The 19,054-nt window shown below is 69.2% G+C and carries 21 protein-coding genes and 1 tRNA gene; 9 read left to right on the forward strand and 13 right to left on the reverse strand.

All coding sequences use genetic code 11. The annotated features are described in order from the left end of the window. Positions 1-146 precede the first annotated feature (146 nt). The 3 genes from OG335_RS20190 to OG335_RS20200 are packed head-to-tail and all read right to left on the reverse strand — an operon-like array spanning position 147 to position 4,334. On the reverse strand, positions 147-1,757 hold the full coding sequence (locus OG335_RS20190; RefSeq protein WP_405012521.1) for a hydantoinase/oxoprolinase N-terminal domain-containing protein: 1,611 nt from the start codon (positions 1,755-1,757) through the stop codon (positions 147-149). Further along, positions 1,754-2,878 carry a DUF917 domain-containing protein gene (locus OG335_RS20195; protein WP_405012522.1) on the reverse strand — a complete coding sequence of 375 codons (1,125 nt, stop codon included), beginning with the start codon at positions 2,876-2,878 and terminating at the stop codon, positions 1,754-1,756. The genes OG335_RS20190 and OG335_RS20195 overlap by 4 nt, the downstream gene beginning before the upstream one ends. Beyond that, a complete protein-coding gene (locus OG335_RS20200) occupies positions 2,871-4,334 on the reverse strand; it encodes a purine-cytosine permease family protein (RefSeq protein WP_405012523.1) in 1,464 nt (487 codons plus the stop codon). The genes OG335_RS20195 and OG335_RS20200 overlap by 8 nt, the downstream gene beginning before the upstream one ends. 168 nt (positions 4,335-4,502) lie before the next feature. Here OG335_RS20200 and OG335_RS20205 point away from each other — a divergent pair, with 168 nt between their 5' ends. Next, positions 4,503-5,180 carry a TetR/AcrR family transcriptional regulator gene (locus OG335_RS20205; RefSeq protein WP_405012524.1) on the forward strand — a complete coding sequence of 226 codons (678 nt, stop codon included), beginning with the start codon at positions 4,503-4,505 and terminating at the stop codon, positions 5,178-5,180. A gap of 150 nt (positions 5,181-5,330) precedes the next feature. Here OG335_RS20205 and OG335_RS20210 read toward each other — a convergent pair. Beyond that, positions 5,331-5,449, reverse strand: a tRNA-OTHER gene (locus OG335_RS20210). 109 nt (positions 5,450-5,558) lie between these two features. Here OG335_RS20210 and OG335_RS20215 point away from each other — a divergent pair. Then, complete coding sequence (locus OG335_RS20215) at positions 5,559-5,843, forward strand: hypothetical protein (protein WP_405012525.1); 285 nt, start codon at positions 5,559-5,561, stop codon at positions 5,841-5,843. Beyond that, positions 5,825-6,238, forward strand: coding sequence for a PIN domain-containing protein (locus tag OG335_RS20220; RefSeq protein WP_405012526.1), 414 nt, complete (start codon positions 5,825-5,827; stop codon positions 6,236-6,238). The genes OG335_RS20215 and OG335_RS20220 overlap by 19 nt, the downstream gene beginning before the upstream one ends. 284 nt (positions 6,239-6,522) lie before the next feature. Here the strand turns inward: OG335_RS20220 and OG335_RS20225 are convergent, their stop codons facing one another. Further along, a complete protein-coding gene (locus OG335_RS20225) occupies positions 6,523-7,158 on the reverse strand; it encodes a GrpB family protein (protein WP_405012527.1) in 636 nt (211 codons plus the stop codon). Between the two features lie 229 nt (positions 7,159-7,387). Here OG335_RS20225 and OG335_RS20230 point away from each other — a divergent pair, with 229 nt between their 5' ends. Beyond that, positions 7,388-8,011 carry an RNA polymerase sigma factor gene (locus OG335_RS20230; RefSeq protein WP_405012528.1) on the forward strand — a complete coding sequence of 208 codons (624 nt, stop codon included), beginning with the start codon at positions 7,388-7,390 and terminating at the stop codon, positions 8,009-8,011. Further along, positions 8,008-9,117, forward strand: coding sequence for a CU044_5270 family protein (locus tag OG335_RS20235; protein WP_405012529.1), 1,110 nt, complete (start codon positions 8,008-8,010; stop codon positions 9,115-9,117). The genes OG335_RS20230 and OG335_RS20235 overlap by 4 nt, the downstream gene beginning before the upstream one ends. 454 nt (positions 9,118-9,571) lie before the next feature. Here the strand turns inward: OG335_RS20235 and OG335_RS20240 are convergent, their stop codons facing one another. Together OG335_RS20240 and OG335_RS20245 are read right to left on the reverse strand one after the other, a co-directional pair. Continuing rightward, positions 9,572-9,928, reverse strand: coding sequence for a hypothetical protein (locus OG335_RS20240; RefSeq protein ID WP_405012530.1), 357 nt, complete (start codon positions 9,926-9,928; stop codon positions 9,572-9,574). Then, on the reverse strand, positions 9,925-10,386 hold the full coding sequence (locus OG335_RS20245) for a prevent-host-death family protein (RefSeq protein WP_405012531.1): 462 nt from the start codon (positions 10,384-10,386) through the stop codon (positions 9,925-9,927). Before OG335_RS20245 ends, OG335_RS20240 begins: the two co-directional genes overlap by 4 nt. A 589-nt stretch (positions 10,387-10,975) precedes the next feature. Between OG335_RS20245 and OG335_RS20250 the strand changes: the two genes are divergently transcribed. The 3 genes from OG335_RS20250 (at position 10,976) to OG335_RS20260 (ending at position 14,273) form a co-directional block, all read left to right on the forward strand. After that, complete coding sequence (locus OG335_RS20250) at positions 10,976-12,382, forward strand: IS1380 family transposase (RefSeq protein ID WP_405012532.1); 1,407 nt, start codon at positions 10,976-10,978, stop codon at positions 12,380-12,382. Between the two features lie 396 nt (positions 12,383-12,778). Further along, entirely contained in the window at positions 12,779-13,339 is a 561-nt protein-coding gene (locus tag OG335_RS20255; protein ID WP_405012533.1) for a DUF6932 family protein, read from the forward strand. Between the two features lie 187 nt (positions 13,340-13,526). Continuing rightward, positions 13,527-14,273 (forward strand): hypothetical protein, encoded by a 747-nt coding sequence (locus tag OG335_RS20260; RefSeq protein WP_405012534.1) that lies wholly within the window; start codon positions 13,527-13,529, stop codon positions 14,271-14,273. Between the two features lie 102 nt (positions 14,274-14,375). Here the strand turns inward: OG335_RS20260 and OG335_RS20265 are convergent, their stop codons facing one another. After that, positions 14,376-15,710, reverse strand: coding sequence for a hypothetical protein (locus tag OG335_RS20265; RefSeq protein ID WP_405012535.1), 1,335 nt, complete (start codon positions 15,708-15,710; stop codon positions 14,376-14,378). A gap of 10 nt (positions 15,711-15,720) precedes the next feature. Continuing rightward, entirely contained in the window at positions 15,721-16,482 is a 762-nt protein-coding gene (locus tag OG335_RS20270; protein WP_405012536.1) for a hypothetical protein, read from the reverse strand. 61 nt (positions 16,483-16,543) lie between these two features. On the opposite strand from OG335_RS20270, the gene OG335_RS20275 reads away from it, so the two are divergent. Further along, positions 16,544-17,374, forward strand: a complete 831-nt coding sequence (locus OG335_RS20275; protein WP_405015461.1) for a glycosyltransferase family 2 protein — start codon at positions 16,544-16,546, stop codon at positions 17,372-17,374. Here OG335_RS20275 and OG335_RS20280 read toward each other — a convergent pair. The 4 genes from OG335_RS20280 to OG335_RS20295 all read right to left on the reverse strand — a co-directional run bounded on the left by OG335_RS20280 (position 17,371) and on the right by OG335_RS20295 (position 19,029). Continuing rightward, positions 17,371-18,378 carry an NAD-dependent epimerase/dehydratase family protein gene (locus tag OG335_RS20280; RefSeq protein ID WP_405012537.1) on the reverse strand — a complete coding sequence of 336 codons (1,008 nt, stop codon included), beginning with the start codon at positions 18,376-18,378 and terminating at the stop codon, positions 17,371-17,373. The genes OG335_RS20275 and OG335_RS20280 overlap by 4 nt on opposite strands. Positions 18,379-18,446: 68 nt before the next feature. Continuing rightward, a complete protein-coding gene (locus OG335_RS20285) occupies positions 18,447-18,650 on the reverse strand; it encodes a hypothetical protein (protein ID WP_405012538.1) in 204 nt (67 codons plus the stop codon). After that, positions 18,647-18,796 carry a hypothetical protein gene (locus OG335_RS20290; protein ID WP_405012539.1) on the reverse strand — a complete coding sequence of 50 codons (150 nt, stop codon included), beginning with the start codon at positions 18,794-18,796 and terminating at the stop codon, positions 18,647-18,649. The genes OG335_RS20285 and OG335_RS20290 overlap by 4 nt, the downstream gene beginning before the upstream one ends. Continuing rightward, the gene (locus OG335_RS20295) at positions 18,793-19,029 is read right to left on the reverse strand and encodes a hypothetical protein (protein ID WP_405012540.1); all 237 of its coding nucleotides are present in this window, start codon (positions 19,027-19,029) and stop codon (positions 18,793-18,795) included. The genes OG335_RS20290 and OG335_RS20295 overlap by 4 nt, the downstream gene beginning before the upstream one ends. Between the last annotated feature and the right edge of the window lie 25 nt (positions 19,030-19,054).

Here is a 19,054-nt window from a genome sequence, read left to right on the forward strand (position 1 = left end):
GAATCCCGTCCGCCGGGGTTCGCACTCCTCCCGACCTGCGACGGATTGGACGCATGCTCCTCGAATGAACAGGGGCGGCCGGAGCTGGACAGGACCAGGACCACTTCGCCGAGGTCGGCGGGACGGTCTGGCCGCCCCTGACGGACTCAGGAGGCGGCGCTCGGCGGGCTCTCCGGGCGGGGAGGGAACGGCCGGCTCGTGCGCAGACGTCCGGCGGCCTTGACGGTGACGCGGAGGGCGGGGCGTCCGGCGTAGCTGACGGGGACTTCGCGGATGCGGACGACCGTGGTGTGCTCGGGGTCGGCTCCGGCGGCTGTCGCGCGGGTGAGGGCCTCGGTGCGGGCGAGGGCGAGGGCTTCGCCGCGGCCGGAGTCGGCGGGGATCAGGGTTTCGTACTCGCCGCTGATCAGGGCGATGGCGGCGCCGGCCGCGTTGGCGACGCCGCCGTGGCCGGGGTGCTCGACAGTGCGTCCGGCGATGGTGCCAGGGAGGAGGTCGGCGCCGCCGCCGACAGCGACGACGGGCTGGTCGCGGCGGCCGTGGGAGACCAGCGCGACAGCGTGGGCGAGGTCGCCGTCGAAGGCGGTGATCGCCCGTTGGAACGGTTCGGCGGGCCGGTCCAGGAGACGGGAGCGCGTACCGGTGGCGCTGCGTCCGGCGTGCACGGCAGCGTCGGTGAGGGTGGGGGTGGTGCCGCCGAAGACGAGCCCGTGGCGGCGGATGGCGTGGCCGACCGATTCGGGTCCGACGCGGTCCGGGTGGATGACGGTGCCGCCGCCGTAGCCGAGGGACAGGACGTCGGGCATGGCGAGGCTGGTGGTGACCCCGCCGATGAGGCTGCCGGCGGCGCTCTCGCGGGCGAAGCCGTCGACCAGGACGCCGAGGTCGGTGGTCGTGCCGCCCACGTCGATGACGATCGCGTCCTGGTGTCCGGTCAGCAGGGCGGCGCCGCGCAGGGAGTTGGAGGGGCCCGAGCCGATGGTCAGGACGGGGAAGCGTCTGGCGTGGCCGGCCTCCATCAGGGTGCCGTCGCTCTGCGCGAGGTAGCTGGCGACGTCCAGGCCGTGTGCGCGCAGGGCCTGGTCGAGTGCGTCCGCGACCTGGGCGCCGACCGGTCCGAGGGCGGCGTTGAGCGTGGTCGCGTTCTCGCGCTCCAGCAGGCTGAGCGAGCCGAGTTCGTGGCTGAGCGAGACGGGGGTCCCGGCGCCGAGCTCGGCGCGGACGAGTTCGGCGACCACCTGCTCCTGGTCCGGGTACATCGGAGCGAACGTGCCGGTGACGGCGACCGCCTGGGCCCGGTCGGCGACCTGGTGGAGGAAGCGGCGGACCTCCTCCCGGCCGACCGGGGCGACCTGGTGCCCGTCGACGAGGTAGCCGCCGTCGACCATCACCGTCCCGGCCACGGCGGCGTCGCGCAGGTCGGCGGGCCAGGCGGTGAGCGGGGGAACGGCCGAGGTGATCCGGCGTCCGATCCGGATCACGGCGACGCGCGCCAGGTTCCGGCGTTCGACGACCGCGTTGGTCGCGTGAGTGGTCCCGAGCATCACCTGCCGCACATGGCGGGCGTCGTCCGGCCCGAGCAGGTGGAGGACGGCGTCGATGGCCGCGCGGACGCCTCGGGTGACGTCCGGGGTGGTGGGCTGCTTGGTGTGGGCGAGGATGCGGTCGTCCGTGTCGAGGGCGACCGCGTCGGTGTGGGTGCCGCCGACGTCGATGCCGATGCGCAGGTGCTCCCGGGGGTGGCCGGTGGTGGTCATCGGGCAGGCTGCCTCTCGTGCACGGCGGGGGTGGCGGAGCCGGCGGGGGCGGCAGGGGCGGTCGACTCGACCGGGACATAGGGGTGGGAGTAGCCGAAGGCGGCCGGCCCGGCGGTCTCCAGGCCGCGAGGGGTGCGCCACAGCGGGTCGCAGGGCCAGGCCAGGACGGTGACCCGCTGTCCGTAGCGCAGTGCCTCGGTCGGAATGGCGGTACCGGTCTCGGTGTCCAGCACACCGATCAGGTCGGGGACACCGGCGAGGACCGTCCCCTCCTCACGGACGACCAGGTTCTCGTTCTGCAGGTCCACGGTGAGGCTGCGCCCCTGGTCGGTGCCGTGGCCCCGGACGTGCAGCGCGCCCTTGACGAAGCCGTCACGGGTGTCGCGGACCACGTCTTCGACGGTGCCGGTGACCAGGCGGGTGGCGCCGAGTTCGGCGACCAGGGCGTCGACGGGGCGTTCGGCGGTGCGCAGCAGCCGGCCGACGCGCAGCGCGCGGGACACGGAGCCGTGGATGACGGCGTGGCCGTCGTTTCCGGTGAGTTGGTAGTCGGCGATGAGGGCGGAGGCGCCGGAGGCGACGCACAGGGCGCGTGCCCAGCGTTCGGACCAGGCGCTGTCGACGGGGCGCAGGGTCGCGGTGTTGCCCAGCGCGTCGACCATGAAGACGGTGTCGGCGGGGACGCCCATGACGTGCATGGAGACCATCTGCAGTTCGGGGAAGGCACGGCCCATGCCGTCCGCGTCGAGCAGCGGCAGGCCGAGCTGGGCGGCCCAGCCGACGGGTGCGAGGCCGTTGGCGCCGCCGATCTCCAGGGCCATCACCGCGTCGACGGGCCGGCCGGTGGCGCGTTCGACCTCGGTGCGCAGCGTGGCGGCTTCCCGGCCGCTGCCGAGCATCTCCAGGCCCGCGGTGGGCGCGCCGATCATCGACAGCGGCAGGACCAGCGAATCGGGCGACAGGTCCGCGAAGCCGATCAGCGGGACGTCGCCGTGGACGGCGAGGGCGTGGTCGGCGGCCAGGAGGTCGGCGGCGGTGTCGCCGCCCCCGCCGGTGCCGAACACGGCGCAGCCCAGAGCGAGGTCGGGCAGGTCCGACCGGGTCAGAAGGATGTCAGCCACGGTCGGCTCCCCGCTCGCTCCGGCGCCACAGCACCGCGTACACGGCCGCGGTGAGCAGCGGCCCGGACAGGAACGACAGGTCGGCGCCGCCCATCGCCCGGGAGAGCAGGCCCTGGTAGACGGTGGTGTTGACGCACAGCAGCGACGCGACGGTGCCGAGGGCGAAGGCGACGGTGCCTGCGACGTTGAAACCGGCGCGGTACCAGTGGCGGCTGGTGGGCGTCTCGTCGTGCAGGGTCACCCCGTCGTAGCGGTTGCGGCGCAGCACGATGTCGGTGACGTACAGGGCCATCGACGGGGCCAGGACCACGACGGTGACCGCGAGGATGTTGTTGAGCGAGTCGATGAAGTCGCTGACGAACAGCGCGTATCCGGCGATGCCGACGCTGAGCACGGCGTCGATCAGGACGGTGCGGGAGCGACTGGCGCGCATGCCCACCGACTGCAGGCACAGCCCGGAGGAGTAGGCGGTCAGCACGTTGTTGGTCAGCGAGCTGAAGACGACGACGAACAGGAACACCGGGTAGAACCAACCGGGCACGATCGCGGCCAGGTTGGCCTGCGGGTCGGCCATGTCGATGCTGGTGCCGGCCAACACGCCCAGGACACCGAGCAGGACCGCGGGGACGAACGCGCCGAGGGCGGTGTTGAGCAGGACCGAGCGCTTCGAGGTGGTGGCCGGCAGGTAGCGGGCGTAGTCGGCGCCGTTGGCCCAGGAGAGGGGGACGGCAGCGATCAGCGCCACGCCCAGGCAGAGCGCGGTGAGCAGCGAGGTACCGTGCAGCGGCTGCGGCGGTGCGTAGTCGGTGCGGGTGTGGCCCACCACGAACACCGCCAGGAGGACCATGGCGGCGGCGAGCAGCGCGGTGAACCAGGGGCTGACCCGCACGATCGTCGCGTGCCCGTAGACGCTGATGGCGAACGTCGCGGCGGCGATCACCAGCAGGACGGTGACCTTGACCGGTGTGGAGACCGGCAGCCCGAGGTGCGCGGCCAGGGCGAAGCCGGCCAGTGCCCCCAGCGCGAGGTTGACGGCCTCGTAGGCCACCGCGATCAGCCAGCCGATCCCGGCGGACAGCGGGCGGTTGCCGCGGACCCCGAACATCGCCCGCGTGACGACCACGCCGGGCGTGCCCGATGCGGGGCCGCTGACGGCCAGTGCCCCCACGCCCACCCAGTAGAGGTTCCCGACCACGACCACCGCGATCGACTGCCACGGGTTCAGGCCCGTCAGCAGCACGAAGCCGCCCAGTAGGAAGTACAGATAGGTGATGTTCGCGGCGAACCACACCCAGAACAGATCACGTGGACGGCCGTGCCGCTCGGCGTCGGGGACGCGGTCGATCCCGCGGACCTCGATCCGGCCCGCCCGGTTGCCGCCGTGGACGGCTTCGGCCTCGGCCTCCGGGGTGAGCTCGCGGGGAAGGCCGGGGTGCTGGGGGTGTCTGGAGTCCATGGTCTCCGCCTGACTCGTGGGGGCAGCTTTATTGGCTTAGAGGCCAACAGTCTGGAGTGCAGGAAGTGCACCATGGCCGAAAAGTGCCTGTCAATGGCTACTGGCCCCAAGGCCAACAGATCGCCGCCGAAGCTTGCCCCGCTGCTCCCGCTCGCGTAGAAGTGACCCATGACCGCCGTCGACCAGCCCCGCACCAAGCGCCTGTCGCGCGCCGAACGCCGCCACCGGATCGTTCGGGCGGCCGCGCAGGTGGCGCTCGACCAAGGGCTGGAAGAAGTGACGTACCGCAGCGTGGCCGAGGCGTCGGACTGCACCCGGGGGCTGGTCCACCACTACTTCGACAGCGTCGAAGCCCTGGAGGCCGAAGCCTTCGGCCACGCCGCCGACACCGCCCTGCGAGCCGTCTTCGCCCGCGTCGACGAAGCCGGCAGCGCGGTGGAGAGCCTGCGCACCCTGCTCCTGGCCTGGGTCTCCGACGAACCGGACCAGCACGCCCGGCTCTGGCTCGATGCCTGGTGCCGCTCCAACCGCAGCCCCGCAGTCAAGGACAGCGTCGACCGGATCATGCGGGCCGGCCACGCCCGCGTCGCCGAACTCCTCGCCCGCGGCCTGGCCGACGGCTCGTTCGCCCCGCACGACCCCGACGCCGTCGCCTGGCAACTGCTCACCGCCCTCGACGGTGTGATCATCCACGTCACTCTCGGCGTCAACCGCGGCCTGGTCGATGTCCGCCGCACCATGGCCCGCTTCGCCGAAAAGGAACTCGGCCTCCCCCCGGAAGCCCTCACCGCCGTGTTCGACGCCATCGGCACCACCGACGCCGCTCCGGGAGACACGCCCGCCTGACCCCGCACTCCTCGGCCGCCCCCGAGTCGGACAGGGCTGCGACTGTCCTGCCCCCCTGTTGCCTGTCCGCCGTGTCCTCGCCGCGCGGCGAGGACACGGCAGAACGACGAGAGCCCGGACCGCAGTTGCGGTCCGGGCCCTCGATCGAGGCGGAGGGTACGAGACTCGAACTCGTGAGGGGTTGCCCCCGACACGCTTTCCAGCTGTCCGTCCGGATGTTCACGGGTAGGCACAGGCGTCCTGACCTGCGGCGTGGCTCCTGACCCTCCGGGCTTCGGGCGGCGCCGGACAGGTGTGAATGCAGCCAGGACTGCAACCGGAGCAAGACCGCCCGGAGAGCAGGGCTTGACATTCCTACTTCTTTGATAATATGTGCCCATGACTGAGATGCCCTACAGCATCGGCGAGGGGCCGGCCACCAGGGTCAGCCTTTCTCTGCCCGAAGGTACGGCCGAGGCGATCCGCCAACGGGTGGGCAAGCGTGAGTTCTCGGCATTCATCGCTGCGGCCGTCGAGCGGGAGCTGCGCGGGCAGATCCTGGACGAGTACCTGGCCGACTATGAACGTCGGAAGGGGTCGATCTCGGCGACGGAGCAGGACCGGGCCCGTCAGGTCTTCGACGAGGTGTTCGCCGAGGAGGGCGGATGGCCCGTCGCAAGCTGAGTCACGAGGGCACCCTGGTGCTCGACTCCGAAGGCCTGTCCAAGCTGCTCGGCGACCACGAGCCCGCCGTTGCGCTGGTCGCGGAGGCCCGGAAGCGGGGCATGGAGGTGGTGATCAGCGCTCTCACCATCATCGAGGCCGTGCACAGTCGCACTGACCAGGCTCGCCTCCGCTGGATTCTGTCCGGGCTGCGGATCGTGCAGGTGGGAGACGAGGAGGCCCGAGCAGCTTCCGCGATACTGGTCGCCGCGGGTCTCCACGGACACAAGTACGCGATCGACGCGGCGGTGGCTGAGATGGCGCTGCGGCAGCAGCGGCCGGTCGTCCTGCTGACGTCGGACATCGACGACATGGCCAAGCTCTGCGGGGATCGCGTGCGGCTCGTGGCCGTCTGACCGTCGTAGTTCCACGACAGTCCGGCAGGAGGCAGGGCATCGATGAGGGTCCGTGGAGACTGCAAGTGAGACGGTCGACGATGCAGGACCCGACCGCAGTGCGGTCGGGTCCGGAGGATACGAGATTCGAACTCGTGAGGGGTTGCCCCCAACACGCTTTCCAATTCTCCTCGGCGTCGTTCAGGTGGATTCGGGCTGGTCCTGACCTGGGGCGGAGCCGGTCCCGTGGTGCTGGTTGAAGCTGGCGGACCGGCATGAATGAGACCAGAACTGAGACCGCCGCGTCACTCTTGGCGGCCTCTACGTAGCGTGCGGCCCACGTCGGGATGGGTTCTCAGGTGATCGCGGAACAGGATGTTGTCGGTCCACAGGTGGCCGCCCCGCTCGACCACGTGGACGTTGGCGGGCTGCCCGGAGCGCCGGCGGAGGTATTCACGTCCGGGTACACCGGACTGCCCCAGGTGTTCGAAGCCGAGCTCCTCGATCCGCTCCACGGCGGTGGTGACTTCGGCCGGCCGGCACCCGACCTGGACGTCGATCACAGGCTTGGCGTCAATCGAGTCCAGTTTCGTGTGCGGGATCCGAGGGTCGTCCGGGGCGAAGTGAACCCGGATCTCGGGTCCGGCCGATCCACCGATGCAGCCCGGGGCGCCGAGTGCGCCCACCTCGACGAAGGCAATCGCTTCGGCGGCCTGGCGCGGATCGCCGAAGCCTGACAGATCCACGCCGGCGTCCCGGAGTTCGGGCACCCCGTTGCGGCGCCCGAACTCGGCGATCCGCTCGCTGGCCGCCACCACCGCACTGCGACACGGTCTGGGATTGGCCCACCCCCAGAGCCGGGACCGCTCGGACAGGTCGTACGCGCCGAGGAGGCCTACCCGTATCGTGCGTCCGGCGGACCGGTCCTGACGAGCCGCCACTTGTCACCGATCAGCGGTGGCGGGGCGTCGTCGTCGCCGTGCACGGGTTCATGGCGCGAGCACCTCGCTGTGGTCCTCATCCGGAAGCGGCCTGGCGGGCTGCCGTGGTGATCGTCTGCAGGCGGCAGAGCCTCGGGCACGGGCGGCCGGAGACCCGCCGGATTGACTGTGGCGCGCGTCACGGGAACCCGCCCCGGATGCCGGACAGCCGACAGGAGTGACCACAGAGATGCGAACCCGGGTGCGGTCCGGTGACCCTGATGCCTTCGCGGAGCTGTTCGACAGCTACGCCCGCACCGTCTACAACCATGCCTTCCGGTTGACCGGCGACTGGTCCGTTGCGGAGGACGTCATGTCGGCGGCCTTCATGGAGGCATGGCGGCTGCGCTGCACGGTGGAACCCGATGGAGGCTCGCTCCGGCCGTGGCTGCTGGGGGTTGCCACCAATCTCGCCCGCAATCACTGCCGCAGCAATCGGCGGTACCGCGCCGCGGCCGCTGCCGCCGCCGCGGCGGTGGCGCCCGTACCCGACCACGCCGACGAGGTGGTCGGTCGGCTCGACGACCGGCGGCGCATCGCGGTCACGCTGGCGCAGCTGAGTACGCTGCGGCGGCCCGAGCGCGAAGTCCTCCTCCTGTGCCTGTCGGAGAACTTGGAGTACGCCGAAGCCGCCCAGGTCCTCGGGATCCCGGTCGGCACCGTCCGCTCCCGGCTGTCCCGAGCCCGCGCCAAGCTGCGCAAACTCGCTGACGCGGAACTGAAGGGGAACAGACGGGAACTCGCCGATCGCCCGCGACAGACACATGGCGACCGCGCGAACGCGGTCCGGCCCGCACCGGAAGGAATCCGATGAACGCCAACCTTTCCCAGCCCCACCCGGCCGAATGGGAGGAGACCGAGCACCTCCTGCCGCCCGTGGAGCGGGAACTGCCGGCGGGCCGCCACCAGTTCCACAAGGAGCACCTCATGACCCGGATCCACGACGACCTTCGCTCCGCCGACGCCGCCCCCACCCGGCCCACCCGCACCACGAGGCCGCGTAGCCCGTTCCTGCGCCGCGCGATCCTCCTGCCCGCGGCAGCCTGCGTCCTGGCCGGCGCGGTCGCGACCGGCGTCCACTTCCTCGACACCGTGGACGCCACGGACCACGGTCCCGGACTCGCCACCGGCCCGGTGCTGACCACCCGGATCGGTTCCGCGGACCCCATGGGGGCCCCGCAGCTCCTGGACCGCATCTCCCTGGCCGCCGCCGCCGTCCCCGGTCCGTCGCAGGTGCGGGAGAACCAGTTCATCTACATCGGTACGAAGTCGGCCGGCACGCACGTGAGGACCGTGAAAGGCAAGAGCACCCTGGTCGGCGATGAGCTGCACCTGCGCCGGACCTGGAACTCCCCGGACGGCACCGAGGGCTGGCTGATCGAGCCCGGTACCACCGGTCCCGAGGGCATCACCCTGGCGGGTCCCACCGAGACCGGCCAGATGCCGAAGGCGTACCTCAACGCGCCCACGTACAACTACCTCGCCGCTCTGCCCACCGACCCCGACGTGCTGCTGCGGAAGATCTACACGGAGACCCGGGGCCACGGCCGCACCCCCGACCAGGAAGCCTTCACCACCATCGGCGATCTGCTGCGCGAGAGCTACCCGCCGGCCGACCTGACAGTCGCGCTCTACAAGACCGCGGCGAAGATCCCCGGCGTGGTCAAGGTGGACGACGCGGTCGACGCCGCCGGTCGGCACGGGGTCGCGGTCGCCCGCCTGGACGAGACCTCGGGTCAGCGCACCGAATGGATCTTCGACAGCAACACCCTCGTGCTTCTCGGCGAGCGCACCGTCCAGGTCGAGGGAAGCTCCGGCGAGCAGGATCTGATCAAGCCCGGCACGGTGGTGTTCACCCAGGCCGTCATGACGCGTGCGGTCGTCGACCGGATCAAGGAGACGCCCGCCCAGAGCGGATGACCGCCCCGCCCGCGGGGCAATCGGTCCGTCCGACGCGAACGGGCCTGGAGACGGCCGTGAAGAAGACTCGTCCCGCCCTCACCTGCCGAGGGCGGGACGCCTTCAGCGCCGACATCCGGGACGACTGCGGCCCCCGTCGGCAGCGCGGCCGTCGGCACGTCACCCGCCGAGCCGCGGACAGGGCCCGAGCCACTGCGGCTCGGGTCTCGAACACGACGAAGGCCCGGACCACGTGAAGCGGTCCGGGCCTTTCGTCCGCACTGGCGGGCGAGGGCGGTGGATACGGGATTCGAACTCGTGAGGGGTTGCCCCCAACACGCTTTCCCATTCTCCGGAACGCTGTCCGCTGGGGTTCACGCCTGTCTTGACCTGCGGCGGAGCGAACCGTTGGGGAGGGCTGAATCTGGCCGGACAGGGGTGAACGAGACCAGAACCGAGACCACTGCGCGGTGGGCTAGTTGTCGGTGTCCTTGGGATGCCGAGTCGAGGCATGGACGAGATGGACGGTCCGGCCGGGCTCGTCGACGAGATAGCGCACGCGTCCGCCGGCGGTCACCTCGAACTCCCATTGCGGCAGCTGGCTCCCTCCGAGGGTGCGAGCCGCCAGAGACCCCCGCAGCCTGTGCTGTCGATCCGGGTCACTCATGGACATGGGGTCGGTGCGGAGGGCTTCGAAGCAGCGTCGCGCGTTCCCGGGAGCTTCGGAGCAGAGGTCGCCCCACCCCTTGGCCGCCTCGGCGGTGGCGAACCGCAGTCGCCATTCGTCGCCGATCGGTGGCGGTGGGACGTCGTCGCCGCGCTTGGGGCTCATGGTGCGGGTACCTCGCCGTGGTCGTCGCCGGGAAGCGGCTCGGTGAGCTGTGCAGCCAGTTCCGGATCCGCCAGGATCCGGGCTGTGGCGCGCCACTCGACGATCACTCTGTGCAGGTTGGCGTGGACGTCCAGCTCCACCACGTCGAGAGTGGCGTTCACGAGGTCGACGACGAACTCTCGAACCTCTTCGGCCGACAGGTGGCGGGTCCAAGGGAAGACCTCGGGGAGCGCGAGAAGAACGGCGCGAACACCCTCGTCACTGGTGATCAGCGCTGCAAACAGCCGTGCGGTGACGTCGGCGGTCTCCTCGCGCTGGCGGTCGTGACGCTCCGTGGTCAGGTACAGGTCCTCGCCGTCACGGCGTGTTACGTGAACGCGCTGGGCCTGCTCGACGGTGTCCGCGACGCGCTTGGAGTTCTTCGACAGGTCGGAGAACGACACGGTGAGAGTGGACATGGCTCGACACTACTTCGGAACGTGTTCCGAAGTCAATCAGGAGTGCTCCGGCCAACGACGAAGGCCCGGACCGCTGATGCGGTCCGGGCCTTCTGCCGGCGGAGGATACGAGATTCGAACTCGTGAGGGGTTGCCCCCAACACGCTTTCCAACTGTCCGTCCGGCCGTCCAGCGGGGGTCGCAGGCATCCTGACCTGCGGCAGGGCGGTCCGTCAGCCGGGCTCCGGACGCTGCTGGACGGGGGTGAATGCAACCAAAACTGCAACCACGGAAGGCGGCGGAGACTGGAGGCAGTACACGATGTCAGTGGTCGCCAGTGGACGGTTTCGTGGCGATTGTTACTCGAGGTAGTCAGAGTGCGTCTGTGGTGAGCTGCATCGAGTCCACGATGATGATCGCGTCAGCGGCCGGCGGCTTCGCACCTTCCCTTGCTCTGGGGCGACAGGTCCGGCTGGGTCTCTGGCCTAGCCTGCGCGTTTCACTTCGGGGCGCGTCCGGATCATGACCAGAAAAGCGAAAGTGCCTTCTGAGCTGGGACGATGAGGCTTGTCTAAGGTCTCCGTCGTACCAGCAGGAAGGCACTTTCTGCGTGCACACTACCCGGTCCCGCCCCAAGCTTGTCGTCAGTGCCGACGGGCACGGGGTCGTCAGCCACGCCGGATCACGCCTGCTGGCGGATCTGGCCGATGCCACCACACTGACCAGCGCCTTCACCGAGGCCCTTCGCCGGCTCAGACCTCGCGGGACCGGGCACGCTCCCGGTCGCGTCGCGGTCGACCTGGCGGTGATGCTCGCCGACGGCGGCGAAGCGATCCGGGACCTGGCCTTGCTGCGCGACCAGCACCAGGTGTTCGGCCCAGTCGCCTCCACCCCCACCGCCTGGCGCGTCCTGGCCGGCATCGACGCCGCAGCCCTGAGCGCACTGCGGGCCGCCCGCGCCCAAGCCCGCGAGGTCGCCTGGCTGCAAGCCGCCGAGACCAGGGACGGGATACCTCCGTCCCGCGCCGGAGGACGTCAACTGCCAGGCCTGGTCCTGGACATCGACGCCACCCTGGTTACCTGCCACTCGGAGAAGGAACAGGCCGCCGCCACCTACAAGCGCGGCTTCGGCTACCACCCGCTGCTCTGCTTCCTGGACAACACCGGCGAGGCTCTGGCCGGGCTCCTGCGACCCGGAAACGCCGGAGCGAACACCGCCGCCGACCACATCACGGTCCTCAACCAGGCTCTCGCCCAGATCCCCGACGCCCACCGGCACGGCACCCCGGTCCTCATCCGCGCCGACGGCGCGGGCGGCGCCAAGGCCTTCCTGACCCACGTGCGCGCCCTGCGACAGCGCGGCATCCAGACCACCTTCTCCGTCGGACACGCCGTCACCGCCGAATTCCGCAAAGCCATCCGGGCCCTGCCCGAGCAGGTCTGGCACCCCGCACTCGAACAGGATGGCTCCCCTCGCACCGGGGCCGAGGTCGCCGAACTGACCGGCCTGGTCCACCTCGCCGGCCACCCGGACGGCACCCGGGCCATCGTGCGGCGCGAGCGGCCCCACCCCGGAGCCCAACTCTCGCTCTTCGATCAAGACGAAGGGATGCGTCACCAGGTCTTCCTCACCGACACGCCCGTCGCCGGCGGCGGGTCACTGCAACACCTGGAGGTCCGCCACCGCGCCCACGCCAGAGTCGAGGACCACATCCGCTGCGGCAAGAGCACGGGCTTCGGGCGCTTCCCCTCCCGCCACTTCGCGATCAACGCGGCCTGGCTCGAACTGTCCCTGACCGCCGTCGACCTGCTCGTCTGGGCCCGGACCCTGCTGCTGGAGGGCGAGCTGGCCACCGCCGAGCCGAAGAAGCTCCGCTACCAGATCCTGCACGCCGCCGCCCGGATCACCCGCGCCGCACGACGCGTCCACCTGCGGATCGCCTCGACCTGGCCCTGGGGCAACGAGCTGGCCCTCGCCTTCGCCCGCCTCGCGGCGCTGCCCCGCCCGGTGACCTGACCCGGCGACGCGCCGTTGACCGCCCACGACCCGAGGACCAAGGAGCACCCGACCGCGCGTCGGGCCCTCGGCATGCCCAACCCACAGCGACAGGTCGAGCACCACCGCCCCGGAGATCACCTCGTCTCAGCCAGCCCCAACCGAAACGCGGAGGCTAGTGCACTGATCGGCGTTCGGGCAGGCAGGGGTGCCAGTGAGTGAGCCGTGCTGTTGGGCGGAGGGGGCCAGCCGGATGCTGGTCAACTTCACGCTGGCGTCATGCGGCGAAGTGCACGCGAGAGGGGGCTCGAGCGGTGGATGATGGAGAGGGCAGCACGGTGTGTACCACATGCCGTCGGCGCGGTAGTCTCATGCTCTTGCACAGCGCACATGGCGTCGCCTGGAGGGGTGCGATATATGCCGATCCCAGATTCCTTCCGAGCAACTGGCCTTCTGCCCCTTGGGCGCTACCAGTGCACTGAAACGGAAATACGCACTGAATTTGTCGAGCATCCAGATTTCTCCTCTTCAGTAACCAGGAGAAAGATTTGGAATGACTGGGAGACGGCTCGCGATACTGTCAGGTCTCTTGTGACTGTACATGCAGTGTGGATGGCTGGGAGTTTTACCACATCGAAGCTTGATCCGGGAGATGTCGATGTGGTCTTTGTAGTGAGCGGCAACGAGTACGACGCCCTTCCGCCGAACGAGCAGGCCATTGCCTCGCTGTTTGCTCAGGGGAGCGCGGGGGCGGTGCACCACAACCTTCAGGTTGACTCTTACATGATTCCCTGGCGCTGTTTCCCTATCCCAAATCCTGGGGCAGATCCGGCTCAGCAGGCTTACTTCATCAACCGAGGGTACTGGGACGATTTCTGGCTGAGAGCTCGAAGCGGCCCAAAGGGAAGCTCTCCAGTGTTCGAAGATGCAGTTCCGAAGCGCGGTTACCTGGAGGTTGGCTACGATGACTACCTCTGAAGAGAGGGCTTCTGCGCTGCGATCAAGGCTTGCTAATGCCAGGCTAGAGGGCCCTCGCGATAGCATCGAACTTGCAAACCTGAGTACTCGGGCAATGTTGCGTGACTCGGGGTACGCGGTTGCCGAGGGAGCGCCCAAGCTAGACGTCAGGCTTCATGGGCGCGCTATTCCCGGGCACGAAATTCCTGTGCGGGAGGCGACCTCTATCCTTGGTTCGCTCCAGGAGGCAGTGTCGGCTTGCGGTCAGGCAATTGCGAAAAAGGCGACTGCTGCTGGAAGCGTCCAGGCTGCCATTCTGCGGGCCACGGAGCTTCGCCTTTCGCCAGCTCTGGGGTTCGGCTCCGTCGTGTTTCATCTGGGGGGCGCTGCGGAGTCTCTGGAGGGGAGCGAGACTCCAGATGGCGTTGGTTCGGATATCTTGCTCGACCGAGTATTTCGCGATCTCTTTTCAATTCTCAACAGTGTAGAGTCGGATGATTTGGGTGAGGCGACTACTGTCGATTCACTGAAGCTCTTGGGGCCGCGCGCGGTGAGGCATCTGAACGATCTTGCCAAAGAGGTCACCGAGAGCGACATCGACATTGACCTCTCCTGGCTTAACGGATCCTGTAGCGCCAATGCTTCGCTCCATCGCAGAGGTGCATTGGCCTTGAAGGATGCTATCCAGCGCACTCGCGAAGAGGTAGAGCAGAAGAGCTTCCATGGGACGCTCTCGACTGTAAGTACGCTGGTTCACCCTCAGCTTTTGACGGACGATGGGCAGCGCATCGATATGTCCGTCAGTCCTGAAGAGGCAGCTAGTTTGGGGAACTACTTCAATAGGCGCGTGGTGGTCGAGGTCGAGCAAACGACCACCTGGTCGGTCACTACGGGCAAGGAAACCCTGCGGTACAGGTTGCTCACGATTGGTTTTGCTGAAGAGGCAGACGCCTGATCCCGAGCTAGCAGAGTTGGCTGGACAGACCTGACCCCTGCCTCGGCAATGGATGCACGGGCGGCGATGACCCGCAAGGCGGGGCCGTCGGCGCGGAGGGAGTCAAGTCGTTTCCTGTCGAATGTGTCCTGCCGCTTTCCCTGTCTGGTCCCTCCGCATGGCGGTCATGGACAGCTCAGCGAGGCGGGGGACGAAGGCCACGTCGAGCCGCTCGATCGGGTGCAGCCAGCCACGCTCGCAGGTCTCTGCCGTCCATACCGTGTGGCTGGCTCGCGGGTAGGCCGTGTTGATGCCGATCTCGCCCTTCGGGATTGTGCCGTTGAACGGGGTCGGGATGCCTTCGGTGTTCCAGTAGGCCCATGCTTCCAGCGCTTTCGCCTGCTCGAAGGCGAGGTAGAGCTGCGGGTAGCGGTCGATGATGCGCATCTCGCGGAAGACGAGCTGGCCCAGCAGGTACGGGGCGGTTTCGGCGAGGGTGTCGAAGTCCGCGTCGCGGAAGGTGAAGGACGCCGCGTCCTGGCTGGGAGCGAGCGCCACGGTGGCGAACAGGTGCGACAGGCGCTGCCTGGTGAAGCGGGCCACCTGGGATGCCAGGCCGGCCTCGATCTGTCCGACGAGTTGGAAGAGGCGTTCGTGTCCCGGGTTGAAGCGTGACAGGTCGAAGAGCTGGTCCATGCCCTGGACCGCGGAGAAGGCCAGCCGTTTGTAGAGGCGGTTGTTCATCTCTCCGAGCTGGGCGTACGCCTTGGTCTCGGGGGTCGTGGAGTTGAGCATCAGGTACTCGGACAGCACCTCGAAGTAGAGGTAGCCGAGGAATGGGAAGGCCGGCACGGTGGCGGCGAGTTGGTCGATGAACTCGGCTTCCGGTGTCGGCCTCCCGGCGGCGTTGGCGAGGAGGGTGTCGAGGAAGGGCACCGCTGCCCGGAGCCGGTCCAGCACTGCTCGGCGGAGTTGGGCGTCTTCGGCGTCGGTGAGGAAGCTTCGGTGGGTGAGGTAGGTCCGTAGGTGGATAGCGCCCAGCCGGAGGTAGTCGATTCCCTTGGGCGGCACGGGGGCGTCGGGGGTGATCTCGAAGACCAGGGTGCGGGTGTGCTTCTTGGTCTCGAGCAGGTAGGTGCCCAGGTTGTGGGGTCGTAGGCCGGCGGGCTCGGGGGTGAGGGGCGCGCAGTAGAGGGCTGCGACCAGGCAGCCAGTGGAGGCATACAGGTGTCCGCTCGCGCGGATCGCGTCCAGGGCCACGGTGGTGTGCATCAGGTGGATGGGGCGTCCGGCGGCCAGCGTCTTGGTCATGGCGTTGCCGCTCAGCAGCCAGCCGTTCGGGGTCTCGTGTGCGAGGTGGTGGCGCCAGTCGGCTTCGGTCTCGGCGAGTCCGGACGGGCCGGGGCGCGTGGCGCTGCTGGTGTGGTCGGTGTGGGCGTTGTCCCATTCGCTGTGCATGGATGGCCTCCTACTGCCGGGGGTTGAGGAGCTGGCTGGCGTGGATGAGTGCTCCGTGGTTCGTGGCGCCGTTGAGTCGGGCCTGTTCGCTGCGGACGACCAGGTCGAAGGCGACGGGGTGGAGCCATGCGGGGATGACGATGCGCAGGTGGAATGGGTCGGGCCACCAGCGGGCGAGGGGAAGCCGGTAGCGGTCCAGGCAGTCGGCTGCCTTGAGCAGGTCGATCAAGTGGGGCGCGCGCTGGTAGGCGCGGTTCTGCTGCGAGGTGAAGTCCGCGTACGGGACGTCGTGGAGGCCGATCGCTGTGGCTGCCTGCTGTGAGAGGTCCGGTGGGAGTTCTCGGCCGAGCATGGTGGTCATTGCCTGCTGGTTGCGCGTGAACCACAGTGCTGCCCGTCGGCCGTGCCCGGGGTCGTGGCGGTCGTCGCGACGCCGGCAGTCGTGGACCGCTGCGGCGGCGCACAGGGCGGCGGTGTGATCGCTGTCGAGTCCGTACTCCCGGGCGAGCAGACCGGCGAGCAGGGAGACGCGAGCGTTGTGCCGGATGCCGTGGATGGAGTCGACGAGCTGGGGCTGCGCGAACCAGGTGGCGTCCGGTACCAGCATGAGCGGCGGATGTGGCAGGGTGGGCGGCGCGGCTGAGGCTTCGGGCCGGTTTCTGGTGATCCAGGTGAGTGTGTCCTGGTCCATGACCTGATGGGCGGGAAGGCTCCGGTTCTCGGCGAGTTCTCTGAGCGACGTGGTGCTGTGCTCCGGCGTTCGTGAGGTCATCTCTGGTTCCTCGAAGGGAAGAGGTTCGGTGGGCGTCAAGCTGGGTGTGGCGATCCTGACCATGGGCACTCGGCCGAAAGAGCTGGCCGAGCTGCTGGCCTCGGTGGAGATGCAGACGGTCAAGGCCGCGAAGGTTGTGCTGGTGGGCCAGGCGTGCGTGCTGCCGGAACTGCCGTCGTGGGTAGAGGGCGTGGAGCTGACGGAGAACCTCGGGGTGACCGGCGGCCGGAACGTCGCCCTGGACCACCTGCGGGACGTCGACGTGGTGATCGACCTCGACGATGACGGCCTGCTGGTCGCGGACGACGTCCTCGCACGGATCGCCGCCCTGTACGAAGACGACCCCGGGCTGGGGATCGTCGGTTTCCGGATCGCGGACGAGACCGGCGTCACCCAGCGGCGCCACGTCCCCCGTCTGCGGGCCGGAGATCCGATGCGTGGAGGCGAGGTGACCGGCTTCCTCGGCGGCGGCCACGCGCTGTCCTCGAAGATGCTGGAGCAGGTTGGGGGCTGGCCGGACGCCTTCTTCTTCGCACACGAGGAGACCGACATGGCCTGGCGGGCGCTGGACGCCGGATGGCGGGTGCTGTACGTCCCCGAGCTGCTGCTCCAGCACCCGCGCACCAGCCCGACCCGGCACTCCTTCTTCTACCGGGTGAACGCCCGAAACCGCGTGTACCTGGCGCGCCGGCACCTGCCTGCTCTGCTGGTGCCGGTCTACCTCGGGGTGTGGGTGGCGCTCACCGTCGCCCGGACCCGGGACGCGGCCGGGCTGAAGGCGTGGTTCGCGGGCTTCGCCGAGGGCTGGCGTACACCGTGCGGCCGGCGCAAGCCGATGCGCTGGCGCACGGTGTGGACCATGACCCGGCTGGGCAGGCCGCCGATCATCTAAGCCGCTGCTGCCTGGCGCATCCAGTCGGGGATGGCGTCGGGGGTGGCCTTGAGCCAGGCCACGTAGCGGGTGACACCTTCCGCCATCGTGATGCTCGGCCTCCAGCCCAGCAGGGCCTCCATCCGCTGGACGGAGGCGTATCCGCCCTCTGGGTCGCCGGGCGGCATGGGCGTCTCGACCAGCGGCACGCCCGGGAAGTGGCTGCGGACGAGTTCGGCAACCTGCTGGATCGAAGTACCAGTCCCGGTGCCGATGTTGACGGTCTCGTTGTGAGCGCGGGGTGCGACCAGAGTGCACATCGTGCCGGTGGCGATGTCGTCCACGTGGACCATGTCGCGGATCTGCTGGCCGCCGCCGTTGAGGTGCAGCGGCAGGCCCAGCGCGGCCCGCATGGCGAACCAGGCGACCACCCAGGAGTGACTCCGCTCCTTGACGACCTGCGGCTCGCCGTAGACCGAGAAGTACCGCACCACGGCGTAGGAGATGCCGGCTCCGCCGAGCACTGCGGCGGTCTGGTACTCGCCCCACGCTTTGGTGTTGCCGTATACCGAAACCGGCTGGACCGCAGCGCTCTCCACGAACTGTGGGCTGCCGTTGCCGTACACGCTGGCGGAGGAGACGAACACCATCCTGCGCACCCGGTCGGAAGCGGCGACGGCGTCCAGGACGCGCTGGGTGCCGGTGATGTTGGTGTCGATGGCGTCCAGCGGTCGGCGGGTGCAGGCCGCCACGTCGGCCAGGGCGGCGGCGTGGATGACGTAGTCGCAGCCGGAGATCACCTTGCGCATCAGGTCCGGCTCGGCGATGTCGCCGACGATGAAGTCCGAGTCGGAGGTGTCGATGCCGAACCGCTCGCGGTACACCTCGTGCGGGTAGGCGTCGAGCTTGCACACCGAGATGGGGCGGGCTCCGATCTGACGGAGCTGGGACGTGATGCGGCTGCCGATTAGGCCACCGGCTCCGGTGACCAGGACGGTCTTTCCTGAGAGCTGTTCGAGGGACAACAGGTTCTTCCTCTCACGCGGGGTTGGCGAGGCCGCAGAAGCGCGGTAGCCCGCCGGTGATGGTCGTGTCAGCTGTCGCGGTGCTGCGGGCAGCGGCAGGTGGGCCAGGTGGCCGAGGGGTGGTAGGCGTAGGCGTCGGGTTCCGATTCCACGGTGATGACACCGGAGTCGTCGTACCGGGTGCCGTCCTTCGCGATCTTGAACGTGCGGATGTACAGGCCCTGGTGGCGGTCCTCGGGGAGCTTGAAGTCCGGGGAGTTATGAGTGCTCACGCCACCGACTCCCGGTGCCGCTTGCGGCGGCGACGACCGGCAACGAGCTGACGCAAAACCAGGGCGCGTTGGCGGGCGCGTTCCCGGTTCGGGACGAAGATGACGGTCCGGTCGCCGGCCTGGATGTGGATCTCGGCGCTGTTCACGTGGTGCTCCCGAAGCGGATGCTTCTGGTCACGTCGCAGGGCCAGAGACTCTCGCACCGGATGCACAGCCCGTCCTTGCTGCTGTGCTCGTCCAGCAGCATGCGATTGCTGGTCGCGGCGGCGCCCTCCCGCGTCGGACTCGTGGACCGGTGCCGGATCGGCCGGTTGGGGTCGACCAGCGTGGAGGTGCCGTTGAGGGTCCACGGGTGCGGTGTGCGGTCGGCAGTCGTCATCAGCGTCTCCGGGGTCGCGAGTTGG

The organism is Kitasatospora sp. NBC_01539 (genome assembly GCF_045040525.1).
Lineage (GTDB): Bacteria > Actinomycetota > Actinomycetes > Streptomycetales > Streptomycetaceae > Kitasatospora.